The following is an 18764-nucleotide window of genomic DNA, read 5'->3' as shown; positions in this document are numbered from 1 at the left end:
ATGTTACTCACGTTAGGGCGGCGGTCACATCCCCTCATCAGGCGACCAGCCTGCCGCCGCGATGTCCACACCCTCGCCGCGCAGCGGCACACCCTCGGCCCGCAGTCGGGCCCGCGCCTCCCGTTCGTGCCCCGGCGGCAGGCGACCACTCGCGGTCACCACCCGGTGCCAGGGCACCGAGCCGCCGTGCCGGGCCATGATGGTGCCGACCAACCGGGCCGAGGCACGCCCCGAGCGCTCGGACAGCGCGTCGGCCACCCCGCCGTACGACATGACCCGGCCCTCCGGGATCCGCTCGACCAGGTCGAGAACCGCCTCGACGTACTCGTCTGGAGTCACAATCCGCCACCATATGGGAAGGCCGCCGGGCGGTGCGGCCGTGACCACGCAGAATGGGCGGGTGCGCGACGCAGTCACGACGGCCCGGCGGGTCGTCGTCAAGATCGGATCCTCCTCGTTGACCACCGCCACCGGCGGGTTGGCCGACGAGCGCGTCGACACGCTGGTCGACACCCTCGGTCGGCTCACCGCCGAAGGGCGCGAGGTGGTGCTGGTCTCCTCCGGCGCCATCGCCGCCGGGCTCGCCCCGCTCGGGCTGTCCCGACGCCCGCGCGACCTGGCCACCCAGCAGGCCGCCGCCAGCGTCGGGCAGGGGCTACTGATCGGCCGGTACGCGGCCAGCTTCGCCCGGCACGGCCGCACCGTCGGGCAGGTGCTGCTCACCGTCGACGACGTGACCCGGCGAGCGCACTACCGCAACGCGTACCGGACGCTGCGCAAGCTGCTCGACCTGCGGGCCGTGCCGATCGTCAACGAGAACGACACGGTGGCCACCCAGGAGATCCGGTTCGGCGACAACGATCGGCTGGCCGCCCTGGTGGCCGCGCTGGTGCACGCCGACCTGCTGGTGCTCCTCTCCGACGTGGACGCGCTCTGGACCGGTGACCCCACCAACCCGCGCTCGACCCGGATCGCCGAGGTGCGCGACGACGCGGACCTCGCCGGCATCACCATCGGCGGGGCCGGCCGGTCCGGCGTCGGCACCGGTGGCATGGTGACCAAGGTCGAGGCCGCCCGGATCGCCACCGGCTTCGGCATCCCGGTGGTGCTCACCGCCGCCGACCTGGCCACGCCGGCGCTGGCCGGCGAACCGGTCGGCACGCTGTTCCACCCGCAGCGGCGACGCCCGACGGCCCGGCTGTTCTGGCTGGCCCACGCCACCTCACCGCGCGGGCGGCTGCACCTCGACCCGGGCGCGGTCGCCGCCGTCGTCGGGCGGCGCAAGTCGCTGCTCCCGGCCGGCATCACCGCCGTGGACGGCACGTTCACGGCCGGCGACCCGGTGGACCTGGTGGACACCGCTGGCGCATCGGTCGCCCGGGGGCTGGTCAACTACGACGCGGTGGAGCTACCCGGACTGCTCGGCCGCTCCACGTCCGAACTCGCCGCGGCGCTCGGCCCGGCGTACGAACGAGAGGTCGTCCACCGTGACGACCTGGTGCTGCTCTAAGGAGTCAACAATGAGTGAGCGTCAGCGAGCGAATCATCGGCTCAGGGCTTCGGTGCCGCAGGCCGGCGCGGAGCGCAGCGGAGTGTCGGCATGAGCGAGCTTCGGCGAGCGAATCATCGGTTCAGTGCGCTGGTGCCTCAGGCCGGCGCGGAGCGCAGCGGAGTGTCGGCATGAGCGTGGTTGAGCAGGCGCGACGGGCGCGGGACGCCGCCGCGGAGTTGGCAGTGGCCACGCGTACGGTCAAGGACGCCGCGCTGGTGGCGATGGCCGACGCGCTGGTGGCGCGTACCCCCGAGATCCTGACCGCGAACGAGACGGACCTGGCGGCCGGCCGTGAGGCCGGGCTGAGCGCGGCAGTGCTGGACCGGCTCGCGCTCGACGCGGGTCGCGTGGCCGGCATCGCCGACGCGCTGCGTGAGATGGCCGCGTTGCCCGACCCGGTCGGCGAGGTGGTCCGCGGGTCCACACTGCCCAACGGCCTGGAGCTGCGCCAGATCCGGGTGCCGTTCGGGGTGGTCGGCATCATCTACGAGGCGCGGCCCAACGTGACGGTGGACGCCGCCGGGATCTGCCTCAAGTCCGGCAACGCGGCGCTGCTGCGCGGGTCGTCGTCGGCCGCGCACTCGAACGCCGCGCTGGTCGCGGTGCTGCGCGACGCGGTCGCCGGGGCCGGTCTGCCCGCCGACGCGGTGCAGTTGCTCGACGCCAGCTCCCGTGACTCGGTAAAGGAGCTGATGCGCGCCCGGGGGCTCGTCGACGTGCTCATTCCGCGCGGTGGCGCGTCGCTGATCCGCACCGTGGTCGAGGAGTCGACAGTGCCGGTGATCGAGACCGGGGTGGGCAACTGCCACGTCTACGTCGACGCCGCCGCCGACCTGGCGAAGGCCGTCGCGGTGACGCTGAACGCCAAGACGCAACGCCTGTCCACCTGCAACACCGCCGAGTCGCTGCTGGTGCACGCGGGCATCGCCGATGCGTTCCTGCCGCCGGTGCTGGCCGCGTTCGCCGAGGCGGGGGTGACGGTGCACGGCTCACCCGAGGTGGCCGCCTACTCTGCCGCCGTGGTCGAGGCGACCGAGGAGGACTACGCCACCGAGTACCTGTCCGCCGACATCTCGGTGGCGGTTGTCGACTCGCTGGACGCGGCGGTCGCGCACATCCGCCGCTTCGGCACCGGGCACACCGAGGCGATCGTCACCGACTCGGCCAGCGCGGCCCGCGACTTCGTCGCGAGGGTCGACGCGGCGGCGGTGATGGTGAACGCGTCGACCCGGTTCACCGACGGGGGCGAGTTCGGCTTCGGTGCGGAGATCGGCATCTCCACCCAGAAGCTGCACGCTCGCGGTCCGATGGGCCTGCCCGAGCTGACCAGCACCAAGTACGTAGTGACCGGCGACGGACACGTGCGCTAAAGCCCCGCTGCGCCCCCTACCCCTCGCGGCGATCTTGCACTTACTGCACCGACATAAGGTACATCCCGCGCAGATCGGCGACAGAAACTGCAAGATCGCCGCGAGGGGTCGGGGGCGCGGGGTTCCGGCGCGCGGGGGCGCGGGGTCAGCCTCGCGGGGTGGGGCGGGCCGCCCGGATCGCGGCCAGCGTGGCGTGCACGTCGAACTGGTGGCCGTCGTCGCTCTCCCAGCCGCCGTCGCTGCGCTGGGTCTCGGTCAGCCGGCGCAGCGCGCGCACCATGATCCAGTCCTGTGGGTCGACGCCGGCGCGGCGCAACGTGGCCGCCAGCCACGCCACGTCCCCGGGGGACATCTTCGGCATCCGCTCGGCGAGCACCACCTGAATCCGGGCGGACTCCTGGAACATCTCCTGCCGGTGCAGCACGGCCGCGCTCAGCCAGCCGGCGGCGAGGTACGACGGCCAGCTACCGTCCGGGCGCAGCCGCGCGGCGAGCGAGTGGGCCGCCGCCTGCACCACCCCGGCGTACGCCCCACCGACCCGATGGTCGAGCGGACCCGAGGCGCGGGCGTCCAGGCCAGCGACGGTGAGCCAGAAGCCGGCGTTGGCCGACACGAGGAACCCGGCCTCCGGGTCGCCGGGACGGGCCCACTCCGGTGCCGAGTCGGCCAGCGACGAGTCCTCTTCCCAACCGCCGTCGGCCTGCTGCCGGGAAGCCAGCCAGTCCAGGGCGCGACGGGCGGCGGGACGGCCGAGCCCGCCCAGGTCGTCCAGCTCGACGAGCCGGAAGCAGGTGGCGTCGATCGAGGCGACCTCGCCGCCCCAGGTGGCCGGCCAACCGCCGTCCGGTGACTGGCCGACCTCGGCCGTCTCCAGCAACTCGGCGGGCACGGCGGTGCCGTTGCGGAGCCAGGAGAGGCGGGCGCGTTCCACCGCATCCCCATGCGCCACGACGAACCCGATCGCGGCTTCCAAGTCGACCACGGCGGAGACGCTACCTGCGCAGACCCGATGCCGCCTCGGAGAATCGGCCAGCCCGGAATGGCTGCGTCGCTCCGGCCGGACGGCCGCTCGGCGTCATCTGCGTCGATTTGCCGGGACGGCCGCCTGGGCCACCCCGGCGCGGCGACGTGGCCGCGCCAGGGCAGTCCCGGCTCGATCGGTCAGTACGCGGGCAGCGACGGGTCGATCTGCTTGATCCAGGAGAGCACGCCACCCTGCACGTGCACGGCATCCTTGAATCCGGCCGCCTTGAGCGCGGCGAGCGCCTCAGCCGAGCGGACGCCGGACTTGCAGTGCAGCACGATCTGCCGGTCCTGTGGCAGCTTCGCGAGGGCCTCGCCGGAGATGATGTCGCCCTTGGGGATCAGGGTGGCGCCGGGGATCTGGACGATCTCGTACTCGGCCGGCTCGCGTACGTCGACGAGGAAGATGTCCTTGCCGGCGTCCTGCCACTCCTTGAGCTCCAGGGCGGTGATGGTCGAGTCGAGCGTCGCCTCCTGGGCCTCCTCGGAGACCGCGCCGCAGAAGTCCTCGTAGTCTTCGAGCAGGTCGGTGACCGTCGGGTTGTCGCCGCAGAGCGCGCAGTTCGGGTCCTTGCGGACCTTGATCTTGCGGTATTCCATCTCCAGGGCGTCGTAGACCATCAGGCGGCCGACCAGCGGCTCGCCGATGCCGGTGAGCAGCTTGATCGCCTCGTTCACCTGGATCGAACCGATCGACGCGCAGAGCACCCCGAGCACGCCACCCTCGGCGCAGGACGGGACCATGCCCGGCGGCGGCGGCTCCGGGTAGAGGCAGCGGTAGCACGGGCCGTGCTCGGCCCAGAACACCGACGCCTGGCCGTCGAAGCGGTAGATCGAGCCCCAGACGTACGGCTTACCCAGCAGCACCGCCGCGTCGTTCACCATGTAGCGGGTGGCGAAGTTGTCGGTGCCGTCGACGATCAGGTCGTACTGGGCGAAGATCTCGCGGACGTTCTCCCGGTCCAGCGCGGTGTTGTGGATCTCCACGTTGACCAGGGGGTTGATCTCGCGGATCGACGCGGCGGCGGATTCGGCCTTGGACCTGCCGATGTCGGAGACGCCGTGGATGATCTGACGCTGGAGGTTGGACTCGTCGACGGTGTCGAAGTCGATGATGCCGAGCGTGCCGACCCCGGCCGCGGCGAGGTACATCAGGGCGGGCGACCCGAGGCCACCGGCACCGACACAGAGCACCCGGGCGTTCTTCAGCCGCTTCTGGCCGGTCACCCCGACGTCCGGAATGATCAAGTGACGTGAGTAGCGGCGGATCTCGTCTACGGTCAGCTCGGCGGCGGGCTCGACGAGCGGGGGCAACGACACGGTGGACTCCCCGGGATCGGCGGTGTGAACCGCGCCATTGTTGCTCGCGGGAGCCCCCCTCGGCCATGAGGGATGACACGTGGTCCGGTATGCGGGAGCGGGAATAACCGACGAGCCGGCAGATCAGGGGACGATGTCCCCCGCGTGACGACGACCGTCGAGGTACGGCCAGGCGTTGGCGACGCAACCTTGCAGCCCGTACGTCTGCTGCTGCATCACCGGGGCGGGCTCCCCGGGGCCGGGGCACGCCTCGTGCTCCTCGCCGAACTCGTGGCCCACCTCGTGGTTGATGACGTAGGTCCGGTAGGTGTCCAGCGAAGCGCCGTAGTCGGGGACCGCCTCCATCCAGCGGGCCAGGTTGATGATGACCTGACCGGGCAGGCGACAGGAGGTGTAGCGCTCGGTGGTCAACCCGCCCTCGGCGCACATCCGCTCGGACGTGACAGGGGTGGCCAGGTAGATGGTGAAGTCGGCGGCCCCGGCGTCGGCCACCCGTTGCACCCGCAGCTCATCGGACGCGATCCAACTGCGCGGGTCGGCCAGCACTTCGTCCACAGCGGCGGCGAACACGTCGGCGTCCTGGCCGGCGCCTCGTTCGACGACGACCCGGTATCGGTGCAGCGGCCCGTCCGTGCCGTGCACTGGTGTCTCGCCGTCGGCTGTCGTGAAGCGTCCCGCTCCGACCGACGGATAGCCGGTGGGCGCCGGGTGCGCTGCCACCCCGCCTCCGTGGCCCATTCCGCCCTGCGTGGTGGCCGGAGGCTCGACCGACGGCTCGCCGCCCCGGCTCACCGTCACCCCGATGGCGGCCGCGAGAACGAGCAGGCCGAGCAGCATGCTGCGACGACGACGCCGGTGCATCCGGACGAAGGCGGGACGCACGCCCCGCAACGCCGGCCGGGGCTCGGGTGGCCGAGGCGGGCCGTAAGGGGACGACGGCGTCATACGATCAAGCCTGCCAGATTATTCGGGCATTTCTCCGTTTTTATCGCTATTGCCGCAAGACGCCTGATGGAGGGGTGATTGGTCGACGTGTCGGTACGACCAACTCACAGGGCGGGACCGGTGTATCGACGCCCGTTCAGGTACGGCCACGGGTTGACCCGGCAGCCATTGAGGAACAGCGTCTGCTGCATCATGACCGGCGCCGGCCGGCCCGCGCCGGGGCAGCGTTCGTGCCGATGCCCGAGCTGGTGACCCACCTCGTGGTTGACCACGTACGTTCGGTAGACAGTCAACGGCACGCCGGCCGAGACGAAGTGCGGCACTGACAACCGCCACCGATCCAGGTTGATGATCACCTGGCCGGGCGCCCGACAGGACGTGTACGGGCGACCGCCGATCCGGATGTCCACCCCACCTCTCGCGCACATCCGACCCGCGGTGCGGGCGGTGGCGAGGTAGACGGTGAAGTCCCGAGGCGCAGCCCCCGGCACCTGCTGTAGCCGCAGCCTGCCGCTGTCGACCCAACTGCCCGGCCCGGCGAGCGCCGCCTCGACCGCCTGGGCGAACTCGGTGACGTCCTCGGCGCTGCCCGACTCCACAGCGACCCGGTAACGCCGTAGCTCACCCGCCCGGCCCAGCACCGGGCCGGAGCGGGCGTCGTAGCCGAACCCGCCCGTGCCGGCGCTCGGGACCACGCCGGGCACCCGCAACACCGGCGGCGGCGGACTGGACGGGACCACGGCAGAGGGCGACGGGGCCGGCGGCAGCGGCCCGGCCACCAGCGGCGGCGGCGCGCCGATCTCCTCGGCTGCCAACCGGTCAGCGCTGGGACGCCCACCCGGCCCCTCGGCGATCACCGTCACCGCCGCGCCGACGGCCACCACCACCGCCACCAGTTGGGCGAACAGTGCGAAACGTCGCCGACGGCGAGCAGGATGGCGGGCTGAGCTGGGCATCCTGGTCAGCCTGCCAGATCAGCGCGCCCCGCGGTGTCCTCCGTTTCGGCGAGCAGGCCGACCACCGCGCGGGCAACCAGCCGAGGAACCTCCAACTGCGCCACATGGCCGACGCCCTCGAGCATCATCAGTCGGCTGTCCGGAATGACCCGGGCGGTCTGCGGCCCGACTCGCACGTCGACCAGGCGATCCTGCAGACCGCCAACCACCAGGGTCGGTGCGCGTACCGCCTCGGCGAGGCGCCACAGCGACCCCTGCCCCGGCAGGTACGACCGCAGGAAGCTGGAGACCAGCCCACGGAACGTCCGGACGTACGCGGCGGCGTAGTGCTCGGCCTCGTACCGCACCCGGATCTCCTCCAGCGCCTCGGCCCGACGCTGATCGCAGATCCGGCTGAGGTCGGCGACGCACGCCTCCAGCACCTGCTGGGCCATCACCTCGGGCGCGAGCTGGGTGAGGTGCCGGGCGACCAGCCGCTCACCTCGGGGAATGGCGAGCACCGGCAGCATCCGCCCCTGCAACGAGCGCCGGAAATCCAGGAACGGCAGCGCCGGGGAGATCAGGGTGAGGGTGCGGACCAGATCCGGCCGGAGCCCGGCGACCTGGACCGCGACCGCGCCACCCAGCGAGTTGCCGAACAGGTGCACCGGCCCTCGACCGGAATGCTCGATCCAGCGGACGACCAGATCCGCGAAGGCCGGAATCGTGTAGCTCGGACCCGGCTCGCTACGGCCGAAGCCGGGCAGGTCGATGGCCTGACCGTCCAGCCGGTCGGCGAGCAGCCCGGCCAGGTCGGTCCAGTTCTGCGACGACCCGCCCAACCCGTGCACGTACAGCGCCGGCTCCGCGCCAACGGCGGTGGCCGGGGTATCCCGCACGTACGTGATCCGGCCGTCGAGGCGGACTTCCCGGCCCGGCCAGGGCGGCGGAACGCTGTCGTCGGGGAGCAGGTGGTCCGGCCAGAGGGTGGCGCGTCTCATTGCTCCAGTCTGCCTCGAACCACTCAGGACAGCAGCGCCTCCAGCCGGCGGTTGACCGCCGCCAGCGTCGCCCGGACCACCGCCTGACGCGGATCACCAGCGACCAGGGCGGACCCGGCGAGCTGCTCGACCCAGCCCTCGCAGACCAGCAGCGCCACCACTGTGGCCACCTCGCAATTGCCGAACGGCACCACGGCAGCGTGTTCGACGAAACAGCGCCCCCGCTCGGCGTTATCGGCACCGCGCAGCAACTCGTCCACCGCGGCCGCCGCCGCCACCGCGCAGAGCCGCAACACGTAGCCGTCCACGGCCGGCCCGGTGGCGTACCCGGAGGCGCTGTCGCCCCCGGCCAGCAGCCGGACCTCCACGTTCGCGTCCAGGCCGAAGGTGCTGACCTGCACGTGGTCGATCACCACTCGGGGCCCCGGCGTACCGCCGGTCTCCAGCGGCCGCGACGGCGCCGACTCCGTCGTGGTCACCTGACCACCGGAGTACGACGTGCCCAGCGTCGCCGGGCTACCGGTCGCGGCGCCGGTCGGCGCGGACGAGACGGACCCGGGTTCCTCCACCGTGGCGCGCCCCCGGTGCGGGGCGTTCGACCGGCGGCGGCGCGTCGGGTCGGTGCCGGTCCGCTGCTCCGGGCCGGACGGCGGGGATTCGACCCGAGCACCGGACGGGCGGGCAACAGTCGGGGGCTCGGCCGACCGGACCTCGCCGGGGTCGCGCGAAGCCGCGTTTCGCGTCTCCGGGGTACGCCGCTCGGCGGGCTCGGCCGCGCGACGGCGAACCGGTGGTGGTGGCGTGCTGGGCAGGCCGGGCACGTTCTGCGGGGCTGCGGCCAACCCCATCCGCTCCTGGAGCAGCCGGGCCACCTGCCGGCTCACCTCGGCCGGGTCGGCACCGTCGGCCAGGTCCAGTCGCAGACTGTGCGCCCCCGCCGGCGTGCGGCGCAGGGCCGCGTCGCGGACACCGGCCACCTCCCGTACGGCGTCCAGGATGGCGTTGACGTCGAACCCCTCCGGGCGCTCGCGCAGGGGGGCCGGCTCGTCGTCCCGGCGCAGGTGAGTGGCGATGCGGGCGAGTTCCGGGGTTTCGGCGGGTGGCTCCACGGCTGGCGGCTCCGGCACGACGGGCACGTCCGGTTCCGCGGGGACGCGCTGCGGCAGCACCACCGCGCTCGCTGCCGACTGCCGGCCATCGTCGGCCGGCGACGTCGGGTCGGGAGCGGATCGGCGCGCCGCGTAGGCGGAGGCGGAGGCCGGTGCGGGCTGATCGCGGCGGCCGGAACCCTTGGTGGCGGTGGGCGGGACCGCTGCGGTGGAGGACGGGGTGGCGTCGGTCGACGGCGAGCCGTTGACCGGCGCGGCCGGTGGGGGCGGCTCGACGGGTGACGGACCGGGCTCGGGTGTCGCCGGCCGGAGCCGGAACGGTGCGGTCGGTCTGACGTCGGGCCGGGACCGGCCGGGCGTCTCGCCTCCGTCGCCCCCACCGGCGCTGGCCGACCGGCTGGCCGGCCAGGACGGGCGCTCGACAGGGGTGGCCGGGAGCCGGCCCTCTGACCAGTCCGGCCGGTCGGCCCGGGAACTGCTCGCCGTCGGCGAACCGCCGGTCCAGGACGAGCGCTCGGCGACCAGCGACGGGCCGGCCGGAGCCGGTGGCGCGTCGGTCAGCGTGGGAGGTGGCCCGGCCGGAGCCGGGGGCGGTCCGGCGGGTGCCGGAGGTATCGCCTCGGCCGGTGCGGGCGGGTCCGCCGATGCCGGGCTGGAGGCCCAGGACGGTCGCGTTGGCGGGGAACTGGCCGGTTCCGGATCGGCACCGCCGGCCCAGGACGGCCGCGTCGACGCCGCGCCGGTCGCTGGCGGTTCGGACCCGCCGGCCCAGGACGGTCGCACCGTCGGCACGCTGGTCGGCGTCGGATCGGACCCTCCAGCCCAGGAGGGCCGCGCGGGCGACGCGCTGGTGGGGTCGGGATCGGCCCCGCGAGCCCACGACGGACGGTCGGCGCGGGGACCGCCGGTCGCCCCGGACCCCGCCCAGGACGGACGGTCGGCCGGCGGACCACTGGTCGGCGTCGCACCACCGGCCCAGGACGGACGGTCGGCCGGCGGACCACTGGTCGGTGACGCACCACCGGCCCAGGACGGCCGCTCAGCCGGCGGACCACTGGTCGGTGACGCACCACCGGCCCAGGACGGAGGGTCGGCGGGCGGTGCGCTGGTCGGTTTGCCGGGGCGTTCCGGGGTGGACTCGGATTCGACCCGGACGGGCTCGTACGCCCGGGGCGGATCAGCGCGTACCGGTTCGTATGGACGGGGCACCTCGGCGCGCACCGGCTCGTAGGGCTGGTGGGGTTCGCCGACCCAGTCCGGCGCCGGCTCGTCCCGTGCTGCCGGGACAGCCGGCTCGTCGTCGTGGCGCGACCAGGGCGGGGCCCACCCGCCACCCCAGCTCGGACGGTTCCAGCTCGGCCCCGACCAGTCGGGCTCGATGGCCGACGACTCCCCGGCCCGGTGCGTTTCGCCGGGACGGTGCGCGTCCCCGGTGCGATGCGTCTCCGCCGGCCGGGAACCCTCGGCAGCGCGACCGGGCTCGCCGTCGTCGGCGGACGCGGTCAGGCCCGGGGTCGCCACGGGCTCGGGTGCGAGCGGGTCCCGCCAGTCGCGGGGCGCGGTCGGACTGTCGTCGGCGGCCAGCCGGTCGCCGGTCGGTGCGTGGAAACCGGGCGGCACCTCGAAACCCGACGCCGCGGTGCCGACGGGCGGCACCTGGACCGCCGGCGGGGCCGAGGTGGGCAGCCCGGGCTCGGCCCAGCGGGCACGGTGCGCGGCAGCCGGATCGACGGTGGAGTGTGGGGCGGGGCCCGGGTCGGGCTCGACGGCACCCTGCTCAGTCGGTGGTGCGGGACGTTGGGCGGGCACCACGAGCCGGTCGCCGGCCGCCCCGGGGCGGCCCTCGGCGGGCAGCCCGGGCGGGGCGCTCACCGGCGTCGGGCGTCCCGCGGGCGGTTCGAGACCGGGGTGGTGGACGCCGTTGACGTCGTCCGGGTGGTGCGCGCCGTTGACCTGGTGGCCGTTGGTGCGTGCCGGCGACTCCGGGTCGCCCGACCGCCCGACCAGCGGCGATGGCAGGTCGCCGTGCCGTGTCGAGGAGGTCCGCCAGCCCGACGCGGGGTCGGGCTGCCAACGCGGCGCCTCATCCCGGGCGTCCTCGCGGTCGGCGGCTCGGGGCCACCCACCCGCCGGAGGCGCCCACCCACTGACGGAACGACTCGGGTCGTCGTGCTGACCCGCTCCGTCACCGTGCTCTCCCGGGGTGGCGGCTCCGGGTTGCCCTGTTTCAGTCACCGCGCGCTCCTTGGTCGCCCCCGCTGAGGCTACCGTGTGCCGAGAGTGGCGATAAGTTACAGCGGCGGGCCATTTCCCCGACCGAGGTCACGGGCCTCGCCCGGTCTGGGGGGAAAATGCCGGCTCGTACGGAGAACTCGGAGGATCCCATGACCGCTGCGGGGAACGGTGCACAGACCGCTGGCCGGCCCACCCGCCTGCCCCGCTCCGCGCGTCGTAAGCAGCTTCTCGCTGCGGCGCAGGAGGTGTTCGTCGCGCAGGGCTACCACGCCGCCGCGATGGACGACATCGCCGAGCGGGCCGGGGTCTCGAAGCCGGTGCTCTACCAACACTTTCCCGGAAAGATGGATCTCTACCTGGCGCTGCTCGACACGCACTGTGACGCCATCGTCGCTCAGGTGCAGGACGCGATGCGCGGCACCAGCGACAACAAGGAGCGGGTCAGCGCGTCGGTACGGGCGTACTTCGACTTCGTCGACCACGAGAGCGAGGCGTTCCGGCTCGTCTTCGAATCGGATCTGCGCAACGACCCGGCCGTGCGGCAGCGGGTGGAACGGGTCGAGCAGGGCTGCATCGCGGCGATCACCGACACCATCATCTCCGACACCGGGGTGAGCCGGGCCCATGCCGAGCTGCTCGCCTCCGGGCTGGTCGGCGCGGCGGAGACGGCAGCGCAGTTCTGGTTGGCCGGCGGGCGGCAGGTGCCCAAGGCCGAGGCCGAGGCGTTGGTGGCCGCGCTGTCGTGGCGGGGCATCGCGAGCTTCCCGCTGCAAGGTGAGTCAGCCTGACCGTCGGCCCCGTGATCGGATAGCCTTCGCAGGGCGGTTCTTTCGCCCCAGTTGAGGAGGCACAGTGGAGGTCAAGATCGGCGTGCAGTACGCGCCACGCGAGCTGGTAGTGGACAGCGCGCAGTCGCCGGCCGAGATCGAGCAGATCGTGACCGACGCCTTCGCCGGCAACGGCGGCACGCTCTCCCTGACCGACGAGAAGGGCCGGCGGGTCATCGTTCCGGTCGAGAAGGTCGCCTACGTCGAGATCGCCGAGGCGTCGTCGCGGGCGGTCGGGTTCACCGTCCGCTGACCGGTCCGGCCATCGCGGCAGGTCGGCACTCGGCCCACCTGCCGCAGGCCGGCGCCGGCCGGGTGGTCAGTTGTTCAGCCCGGCGGCGGCCATCCGCGCGGTGTGCGCGGTCGTGAGCCTGCCGAACAGCCCCGGCACGTCGACCCGGCCGTCTCGTGCGATCAGCGCGGTGAGGGTGGCCCGCTCGGCGGCGACGCGGCCGGCCTGGGACAACGCCTCACCGACCAGTCGGCGGGCCCACATCGAGAGCCGACCGGCCACCCGGGGGTCGTCGGCGACGGCCACCCGGATCTCCGCCGCAGCGAAGTCCGAGTACCGGGAGTCGTGCAGGACGTCCAGCACCAGCGCCCGGTCGGGTTCCTCCAGCGCGTCGGCGATCTCGCGAACGAAGTCGTCGGTGATCGCGTCGCCCACGTACGCCTTGGTGACCACTTCCGCCCAGTCCCGTGGCTCGGTCGAGTCGTGGTACGCCTGCAACGGCTCGACATAGGGCGCCATCGCGTCCTCGGGCGCGACACCCAACGCGGTGAGTCGGTCGGCGAGGCGCCGGTAGTTGGCGATCTCGGCCGCGGCCATCTCGTTCAGCGCGGCCCGGCGGCGCAGGTCGGGAGCGAGCCGGGCATCGCCCGCCATCCGCTCGAAGGCGAGCAGCTCACCGAAGGCGACCAGACCCAGCAGGTCGGCGTACGCGGAACCGGAGGCGGACACGAGCGGCAGGCTATCGCGTACCGGCCCTCGCGCGCGTCCCACGCACCTCGCACTGCAGCCCCACGTCACGGTCGAGGCCGACGGGACAATTCGTGTGGCGTAGGTCACATTTGCTTGCCCCGCGTGGCGAGTGGCCGACGGGGAATCGGGACGGGGGCATGCCTGTTCAGGTAACATGGAGCAGTTGCCGTGGGCGCCGATCTGATCGAAGCTCAGCCCGCGGCGCGCGTGCGGCCCGGTCCGGCTCGGCAATCTGCCGCCGACCGTGTGGCCCGCGTCATACCGAACGCGCCCTGAGGACATGACGGGCGCACCCACGAGAGGGCACCCCCACATCCACATGAGCGACCTGACTCAAGATTTGCTGGACGGCCAGGAACTGGCCCCCACCGCCCCGGTTCGACCGGAGGCCCCCACGTTCGCCGCACTCGGCGCGCGCGCCGAGACGGTCGAGGCCCTGGCCTCGGCCGGCATCACCCGCGCCTTCGCCATCCAGGAGTACGCGATCCCGATCGCGCTGCGCGGCGTCGACCTGATCGGTCAGGCGCCCACCGGCACCGGCAAGACCCTCGGCTTCGGCGTACCGCTGCTCGACCGGGTCTTCGCCCCGGGCGAGGGCAGCGACGGTGTCCCCCAGGCGCTGGTCGTCGTCCCCACCCGTGAGCTGGGCATCCAGGTCGCCAAGGATCTGGCCGCCGCCGGCCGGACGCGTGGCGTCCGGGTGCTGCCGATCTACGGTGGCGTGGCCTACGAGCCGCAGATCGACGCGCTGCGCAAGGGCGTCGAGATCCTGGTCGGCACGCCCGGCCGTCTGATGGACCTGCAGAAGCAGAAGCACCTCCGGCTCGACCGGGTGCACGCACTCGTCCTCGACGAGGCCGACCGGATGCTCGACCTGGGCTTCCTCGACGACGTCGAGAAGATCCTGGCGATGCTTCCGGAAGACCGACAGACGATGCTCTTCTCGGCCACCATGCCGGACCCGATCGTCACCCTGTCGCGGCGCTTCCTGCGCCAGCCGATGACGATCCACGCCGGGCACACCGCTGAGACGGGCCCGTCGCCGCAGACCCAGCAGTTGGTCTACCGCACCCACTCGATGAACAAGGTCGAGGTGGTGGCGCGCATCCTCCAGGCGGAGGGGCGTGGGCTGACCATGATCTTCACGCGTACCAAGCGGGCCGCCGACCGGGTCGCCGAGGATCTCGACTTCCGCGGGTTCGCGGTCGCCGCGGTGCATGGTGACCTCGGCCAGGGCGCTCGCGAGCGGGCTCTGCGGGCCTTCCGGGCCGGCAAGATCGACATCCTGGTCGCCACCGACGTGGCAGCCCGTGGGCTGGACGTCACCGGCGTCACCCACGTCATCAACTACGACTGCCCGGAAGACCAGGACACCTACACCCACCGGATCGGTCGTACCGGCCGGGCCGGCGCGACTGGTGTCGCGGTGACCTTCGTCGACTGGGACGACATGCCGCGCTGGCGGATCATCGACAAGACCCTCGGTCTGGAGATGCCGGAGCCGCCGGAGACGTACCACACGTCCCCGCACCTCTACACCGACCTGCACATCTCCACCGAGGTCAGCGGCACGCTGCCCACTGCCGAGCGCACCCGGGCCGGGCTGTCCGCCGAGATCGAAGAGGATCTGGGTGGGACGACCCGCTCCCGTCGGGGCGACAGCGGCGGTCGGGGCCCCCGACGCGGCGAGAGCCGTGGTGAGGGTCGCAGCGAGCGCCGTGGTCGGGGCGATGGCCGCCGCGACCGTTCCGACGCCGGCACACCGGCCGTCGCCGAGGCACCTGCGGCCGACGCCGCCGACGAAGGCACCCGTACCCCCCGCCGCCGGCGTCGTCGCCGGGCCGGCGAGGTGGTCGCGGCCGAGGCGACCGCGGTGATCTCCGCCGACGCCGGCCCCTCCGAGCCGGCCGCCGCGTCCGACGGCGAGGCGTCCAAGCCGCGCCGCCGACGCCGACGCCGTGGTGGCGGTTCTGGTGCGGATGCGCCGGCCGAGGCGACAGCGGACTGATCACCAGCCACACCTGACATCCCCCGCACCGCCTCGCGCGGTACGGGGGATGTTCCCTTCTCCCACCCCACCTGCCGAAAATGGAACGATGCCGCAACCACTGGACGCCGCCCTGACCGAGGTTCGGGCGCTGCTGCTCGACCCCGCGTTGACTCGGGCGGTCGCCGCCGGACGTCGACGCGGTCGCCGCCCCACCGTTGAGCGGGCCGAGCTGCGGCCGGTGCGGCTGAAGGCCGGGCCCCGAATGCAGATCACCACGTCCGACGGTGCTCGCCCCTACACCCGCAACCTCGCCTCCGGTCCGGAGGCCGCCGCGGCCATCGACGAACTGCTCGCCGAGCCGTTCGGCAACTGGCACGTCGAGACGGCCGACGCGACCCTCCAACTGCGGGTGACCAAGTCTGGTGAGGCGCAGGTGCACCGCGCCGCGACGTCCCGCCCGGCGGCGACGCCCACCGGGAACGACCGGACGAAGGAATACCTGCTCGACCCCGGTGACCCGATCTTCGCGGAGATCGGCGGTTCGGCGGCCAAGCGCCGCCAGGTGGACGCGTTCCTTCGGGCCCTGGCCGCGACCCTGCCCGACGACCTGACCGGTCCGCTACGGGTGGTCGACCTGGGCTGCGGCAACGCCTACCTGACGTTCGCCGCGTACCGCTACCTGACGAGTCGGGGGCTCGACGTCCAGTTGGTCGGTGTGGACGTCCGGGAGGACCAGCGGCGGCGCAACACCGAGCTGGCGCAGCGGCTGGGCTGGGCCGACCAGGTCAGCTTCGTGTCCGGGACGATCGCCGAGGCCGTCGTCGACCCCGCCCCCGACCTGGTGCTGGCGCTGCACGCCTGCGACACCGCCACCGACGAGGCGCTGGCCCGCGCGGTGCGCTGGGAGGCCCGCTGGGTGCTGGCTGCGCCGTGCTGCCACCACGATCTGGCGAAGCAGCTCCGCGCCCACCCCGCTCCGGCCCCGTACGAACTGCTGACCCGGCAGGGCATCCTGCGCGAGCGCTTCGCCGACGTGCTCACCGACGCGCTGCGCGCCGGGCTGCTGCGGGCGCACGGGTACCGGACCGAGGTGGTGGAGTTCGTGGATTCGCAGCACACCCCGCGTAACCTGCTGATCCGCGCCCGTCGTACCGGCACCGAGGCGACCGAGCCGCAGCGCGCGGAGTACCGCGAGCTGGTGGACCAGTGGCAGGTCACTCCCCGGCTGGAAACGCTGCTGGCCACCGGAGAGACACCCGCCTAGCTCCTGGGGCGGCTAGCGTCGGCGGTCCCGGCTGCCGTTGCGCTCGCTGGTACGACGATCGAGGACCGACACCCGGTCGGCGGCGGGTCGCTGGGCGGCCCACTCACCGTCGCCCGGGGCGGTCGGGAATGGCACGACCTTGCCCCCGGTCTCGGCGTTGCCGGCCGCCGCGAAGGCGTTCCAGGAGATGTCGACCAGCAGCTTCTTCACCTCGGCGTGCCGGATGGCGGCGTTGTGTTGCAACGCCAACCGGGCACCGAGCACCACCGCGACGAGCGTGGTGGTGATGGCGCCGGTGGCGGCCAGCACCTGGAGGCCGGTCGCGGAGTCGGTGCGGAGCACCAGTACCAGCAACCAGATCCAGAACGCGGCGGCGAAGACGCCGGCCTTGGCGACGAAGAAGAGGCTCACCGCACCGGGCTGGTACGGCTGGGGGCGGCTCGATTCGGCCATGGTGCTCCTCGGCGGTGGTCCGGTCGAAGGCGGCAGGCGACAGACGCGGTGTCGGGACGGGCACCGAGCTTAATGGAAGAACGATGAAGATCGCTCTATGCAATTTTCGTTCTGCACACACGCTTCCAGAGAAAAGTCTCGTCCACGGGACAGTTTGTGCGGTCAGTCAATTGTTTCCGTGTCCCGGCGTACTACCCTCGGAAGGCGCATCGTCCCGGTGCTCCGTCAGGAGGGGAAGACACACAGGGATGGGATCAGCCGACGTATCACCGCAGATGGCCTTCGCCCGCTTCGTCCGGCGCGCCATCGATGACGCTCGCGACGAACGTGGCTGGACCGTGACTGATCTTGCCTCGCACACGGGCGTGGGTCGCTCCACCGTGTTCCGCTGGCTGGCCGGCGACTGGCAGGACTATCCCGAGTTGGCCAAGGTGCGCGGCTTCTGCGCCGCGCTGGATCTGCCGGTCGCCGCCGCGTTCCGCGCGCTCGGGCTGCCCGACGCCGGCCCCGCGCCCCGCCGACGCCATGACGAGGGCCCGGTCGAGGCCGACGTCCGGGCCATCCTGGACCGGCTGGCCGACCCCACGGTCCCCGCCGAGGAGAAGCACCACATCCGCGATCTGCTCCGCTACCTGGCCCGTCGCCCCATCCGCCGAGCCGGCTAACCCCCACCCCCACCCCCACCCCCACCCCCACCCCCGTCGGCGTTGATCATGAAGTTGTTGCCCCGACACGCCGCGCCCAGAGGCAATAACTTCATGGTCAACGAGAGTGGGCGAGGGGCCCGGGCGGGCTAGGGGACGGTCAGGGTGAACTCGGCGGTTCGGACTTCGGCGTTCACCTGGAAGTCGAGGTAGAGGCGATAGCGGCCCGGGCCAGGGGTGGTCAACCAGAACTTGATCTGACCGTCCACCAACTCGGTCTCCGGGTGCACGTGCAGATAGCCGAGGTCGCCTTCGCGCAACGCCACCAGATGCCCGTACGCCCCGAGGTACCGCTCCAGCGGGGCTGCGCCGGCAGCGCCGTCGACCCGGAAGGTCAGCGGCACTGTCGCCCCGGCCTGCGCAGTGCCCTGGTAGCCGACGGTGAAGCCGTTCACTGTCGTCGAGGTGGCCGGCCCCGGCAGTGGACGGGGTCGGTAGTCGCCGGGCGCCACCAGGTCCGTGCCGAGGGTCACAGCGGTCTGCGCGCCGTTGTCGGCGACGACTGTGAAGTCGGCGTACGCGCGCCAGAGGCCCGGCTGCGCGAGGGTCAACGGCACCGACCAGGTGCCGTCCGCCGCCATTGTCGGGTGCAGATGCTGGTAACCGGTCAGGTCCCGCCGGACGACGATGAGGTGCATCGGCTTGTCGTGCACGATGGCGAACCGGGTCACCGGCCGGCGCTGCGCGTCGCGCACCTGGAAGCGGAGCTGACCGGGGCGACCCGCCGCGAACTCGGTGGCCAGCGGCGCCAGTGTGAACCCGGCCGAGCTGACCGCGAGACCGCCCGGCTCGGTGGCCGCGCCCTGATCGGTGGTCGTGGCGGAGCCGTGGTTGTGCGGCGCGACGCCCGGCGGGTCGGTGTGCTCGGCGGCCAACGACGGGCTGCCGGTGGCGGCACCGTTGGCGTTCAGCCGGCCGAGACCGAAGCCGAGCAGCACCGCCAGCACCAGCCCGCCGACCACCAGCGCCAGCCGGAGCGTGCTCCGGTCCGGCTCGGCCGGGCCCTGGTCAGCCACGACCGACGCCCCGCGCCCGGCCGGCCTCGCCGCCTGCG

The 18764-nt window shown here is 73.0% G+C and carries 16 protein-coding genes and 1 pseudogene; 7 read left to right on the top strand and 10 right to left on the bottom strand.

Annotated elements, in window-relative coordinates:
* Window positions 1-24 precede the first annotated feature (24 nt).
* The gene (locus NIE111_RS12680) at window positions 25-339 is read right to left on the bottom strand and encodes an MGMT family protein (protein WP_238684583.1); all 315 of its coding nucleotides are present in this window, start codon (window positions 337-339) and stop codon (window positions 25-27) included.
* 61 nt (window positions 340-400) lie between these two features.
* On the opposite strand from NIE111_RS12680, the gene proB reads away from it, so the two are divergent.
* Window positions 401-1510: a glutamate 5-kinase gene (gene proB, locus NIE111_RS12675; RefSeq protein WP_238684582.1), complete on the top strand. Its 1110-nt coding sequence runs from the start codon at window positions 401-403 to the stop codon at window positions 1508-1510.
* Between the two features lie 170 nt (window positions 1511-1680).
* Complete coding sequence (locus NIE111_RS12670; protein ID WP_238684581.1) at window positions 1681-2922, top strand: glutamate-5-semialdehyde dehydrogenase; 1242 nt, start codon at window positions 1681-1683, stop codon at window positions 2920-2922.
* A gap of 145 nt (window positions 2923-3067) precedes the next feature.
* Here NIE111_RS12670 and NIE111_RS12665 read toward each other — a convergent pair whose 3' ends face one another.
* From NIE111_RS12665 to NIE111_RS32245, 6 genes and pseudogenes are all read right to left on the bottom strand, one after another.
* Window positions 3068-3955: a prenyltransferase/squalene oxidase repeat-containing protein gene (locus NIE111_RS12665; RefSeq protein WP_238684601.1), complete on the bottom strand. Its 888-nt coding sequence runs from the start codon at window positions 3953-3955 to the stop codon at window positions 3068-3070.
* A gap of 128 nt (window positions 3956-4083) precedes the next feature.
* Window positions 4084-5265, bottom strand: a complete 1182-nt coding sequence (gene moeZ, locus NIE111_RS12660; protein ID WP_196919866.1) for an adenylyltransferase/sulfurtransferase MoeZ — start codon at window positions 5263-5265, stop codon at window positions 4084-4086.
* Window positions 5266-5388: 123 nt separating this feature from the next.
* Window positions 5389-6210 (bottom strand): DUF3152 domain-containing protein, encoded by an 822-nt coding sequence (locus tag NIE111_RS12655; protein ID WP_238684580.1) that lies wholly within the window; start codon window positions 6208-6210, stop codon window positions 5389-5391.
* Window positions 6211-6314: 104 nt separating this feature from the next.
* Complete coding sequence (locus NIE111_RS12650) at window positions 6315-7166, bottom strand: DUF3152 domain-containing protein (protein ID WP_238684579.1); 852 nt, start codon at window positions 7164-7166, stop codon at window positions 6315-6317.
* 5 nt (window positions 7167-7171) lie between these two features.
* Window positions 7172-8146 carry an alpha/beta fold hydrolase gene (locus NIE111_RS12645; protein ID WP_238684578.1) on the bottom strand — a complete coding sequence of 325 codons (975 nt, stop codon included), beginning with the start codon at window positions 8144-8146 and terminating at the stop codon, window positions 7172-7174.
* 23 nt (window positions 8147-8169) lie between these two features.
* Window positions 8170-9882 (bottom strand): annotated as a pseudogene (locus NIE111_RS32245) (hypothetical protein); the annotation flags it as partial.
* Window positions 9883-11639: 1757 nt separating this feature from the next.
* Here NIE111_RS32245 and NIE111_RS12635 point away from each other — a divergent pair.
* Both NIE111_RS12635 and NIE111_RS12630 read left to right on the top strand, forming a co-directional pair.
* Window positions 11640-12278 (top strand): TetR/AcrR family transcriptional regulator, encoded by a 639-nt coding sequence (locus tag NIE111_RS12635; RefSeq protein WP_030489514.1) that lies wholly within the window; start codon window positions 11640-11642, stop codon window positions 12276-12278.
* A 64-nt stretch (window positions 12279-12342) separates the two neighbouring features.
* A complete protein-coding gene (locus tag NIE111_RS12630; protein ID WP_088950288.1) occupies window positions 12343-12570 on the top strand; it encodes a DUF3107 domain-containing protein in 228 nt (75 codons plus the stop codon).
* Between the two features lie 66 nt (window positions 12571-12636).
* Here the strand turns inward: NIE111_RS12630 and NIE111_RS12625 are convergent, their stop codons facing one another.
* Window positions 12637-13278: a ferritin-like fold-containing protein gene (locus NIE111_RS12625; protein ID WP_238684577.1), complete on the bottom strand. Its 642-nt coding sequence runs from the start codon at window positions 13276-13278 to the stop codon at window positions 12637-12639.
* A gap of 340 nt (window positions 13279-13618) precedes the next feature.
* Here NIE111_RS12625 and NIE111_RS12620 point away from each other — a divergent pair, with 340 nt between their 5' ends.
* A complete protein-coding gene (locus NIE111_RS12620) occupies window positions 13619-15307 on the top strand; it encodes a DEAD/DEAH box helicase (RefSeq protein ID WP_238684576.1) in 1689 nt (562 codons plus the stop codon).
* Window positions 15308-15395: 88 nt separating this feature from the next.
* Window positions 15396-16553, top strand: coding sequence for a class I SAM-dependent methyltransferase (locus NIE111_RS12615; RefSeq protein ID WP_238684575.1), 1158 nt, complete (start codon window positions 15396-15398; stop codon window positions 16551-16553).
* 12 nt (window positions 16554-16565) lie between these two features.
* Here NIE111_RS12615 and NIE111_RS12610 read toward each other — a convergent pair whose 3' ends face one another.
* The gene (locus NIE111_RS12610) at window positions 16566-17006 is read right to left on the bottom strand and encodes a hypothetical protein (protein ID WP_238684574.1); all 441 of its coding nucleotides are present in this window, start codon (window positions 17004-17006) and stop codon (window positions 16566-16568) included.
* 248 nt (window positions 17007-17254) lie between these two features.
* Here NIE111_RS12610 and NIE111_RS12605 point away from each other — a divergent pair, with 248 nt between their 5' ends.
* On the top strand, window positions 17255-17671 hold the full coding sequence (locus NIE111_RS12605; protein WP_030491673.1) for a helix-turn-helix domain-containing protein: 417 nt from the start codon (window positions 17255-17257) through the stop codon (window positions 17669-17671).
* 128 nt (window positions 17672-17799) lie between these two features.
* On the opposite strand, the gene NIE111_RS12600 is transcribed toward NIE111_RS12605, so the two are convergent.
* On the bottom strand, window positions 17800-18726 hold the full coding sequence (locus NIE111_RS12600; protein ID WP_238684573.1) for a DUF8832 domain-containing protein: 927 nt from the start codon (window positions 18724-18726) through the stop codon (window positions 17800-17802).
* Window positions 18727-18764: the final 38 nt, after the last annotated feature.

Source organism: Micromonospora hortensis (genome assembly GCF_022230935.1).
GTDB classification, from domain to species: domain Bacteria; phylum Actinomycetota; class Actinomycetes; order Mycobacteriales; family Micromonosporaceae; genus Micromonospora; species Micromonospora hortensis.
This window is presented reverse-complemented; position numbering and strand designations above follow the sequence as displayed.

Bases quoted from the DNA above. Each gene is read 5' to 3' on its own strand.
- NIE111_RS12650 (WP_238684579.1), bottom strand. From the start codon at position 7,166: ATGCCCAGCTCAGCCCGCCATCCTGCTCGCCGTCGGCGACGTTTCGCA.
- NIE111_RS12645 (WP_238684578.1), bottom strand. From the start codon at position 8,146: ATGAGACGCGCCACCCTCTGGCCGGACCACCTGCTCCCCGACGACAGC.
- NIE111_RS12655 (WP_238684580.1), bottom strand. From the start codon at position 6,210: ATGACGCCGTCGTCCCCTTACGGCCCGCCTCGGCCACCCGAGCCCCGG.
- NIE111_RS12635 (WP_030489514.1), top strand. From the start codon at position 11,640: ATGACCGCTGCGGGGAACGGTGCACAGACCGCTGGCCGGCCCACCCGC.
- NIE111_RS12610 (WP_238684574.1), bottom strand. From the start codon at position 17,006: ATGGCCGAATCGAGCCGCCCCCAGCCGTACCAGCCCGGTGCGGTGAGC.
- NIE111_RS12670 (WP_238684581.1), top strand. From the start codon at position 1,681: ATGAGCGTGGTTGAGCAGGCGCGACGGGCGCGGGACGCCGCCGCGGAG.
- NIE111_RS12615 (WP_238684575.1), top strand. From the start codon at position 15,396: ATGCCGCAACCACTGGACGCCGCCCTGACCGAGGTTCGGGCGCTGCTG.
- NIE111_RS12605 (WP_030491673.1), top strand. From the start codon at position 17,255: ATGGGATCAGCCGACGTATCACCGCAGATGGCCTTCGCCCGCTTCGTC.
- NIE111_RS12620 (WP_238684576.1), top strand. From the start codon at position 13,619: ATGAGCGACCTGACTCAAGATTTGCTGGACGGCCAGGAACTGGCCCCC.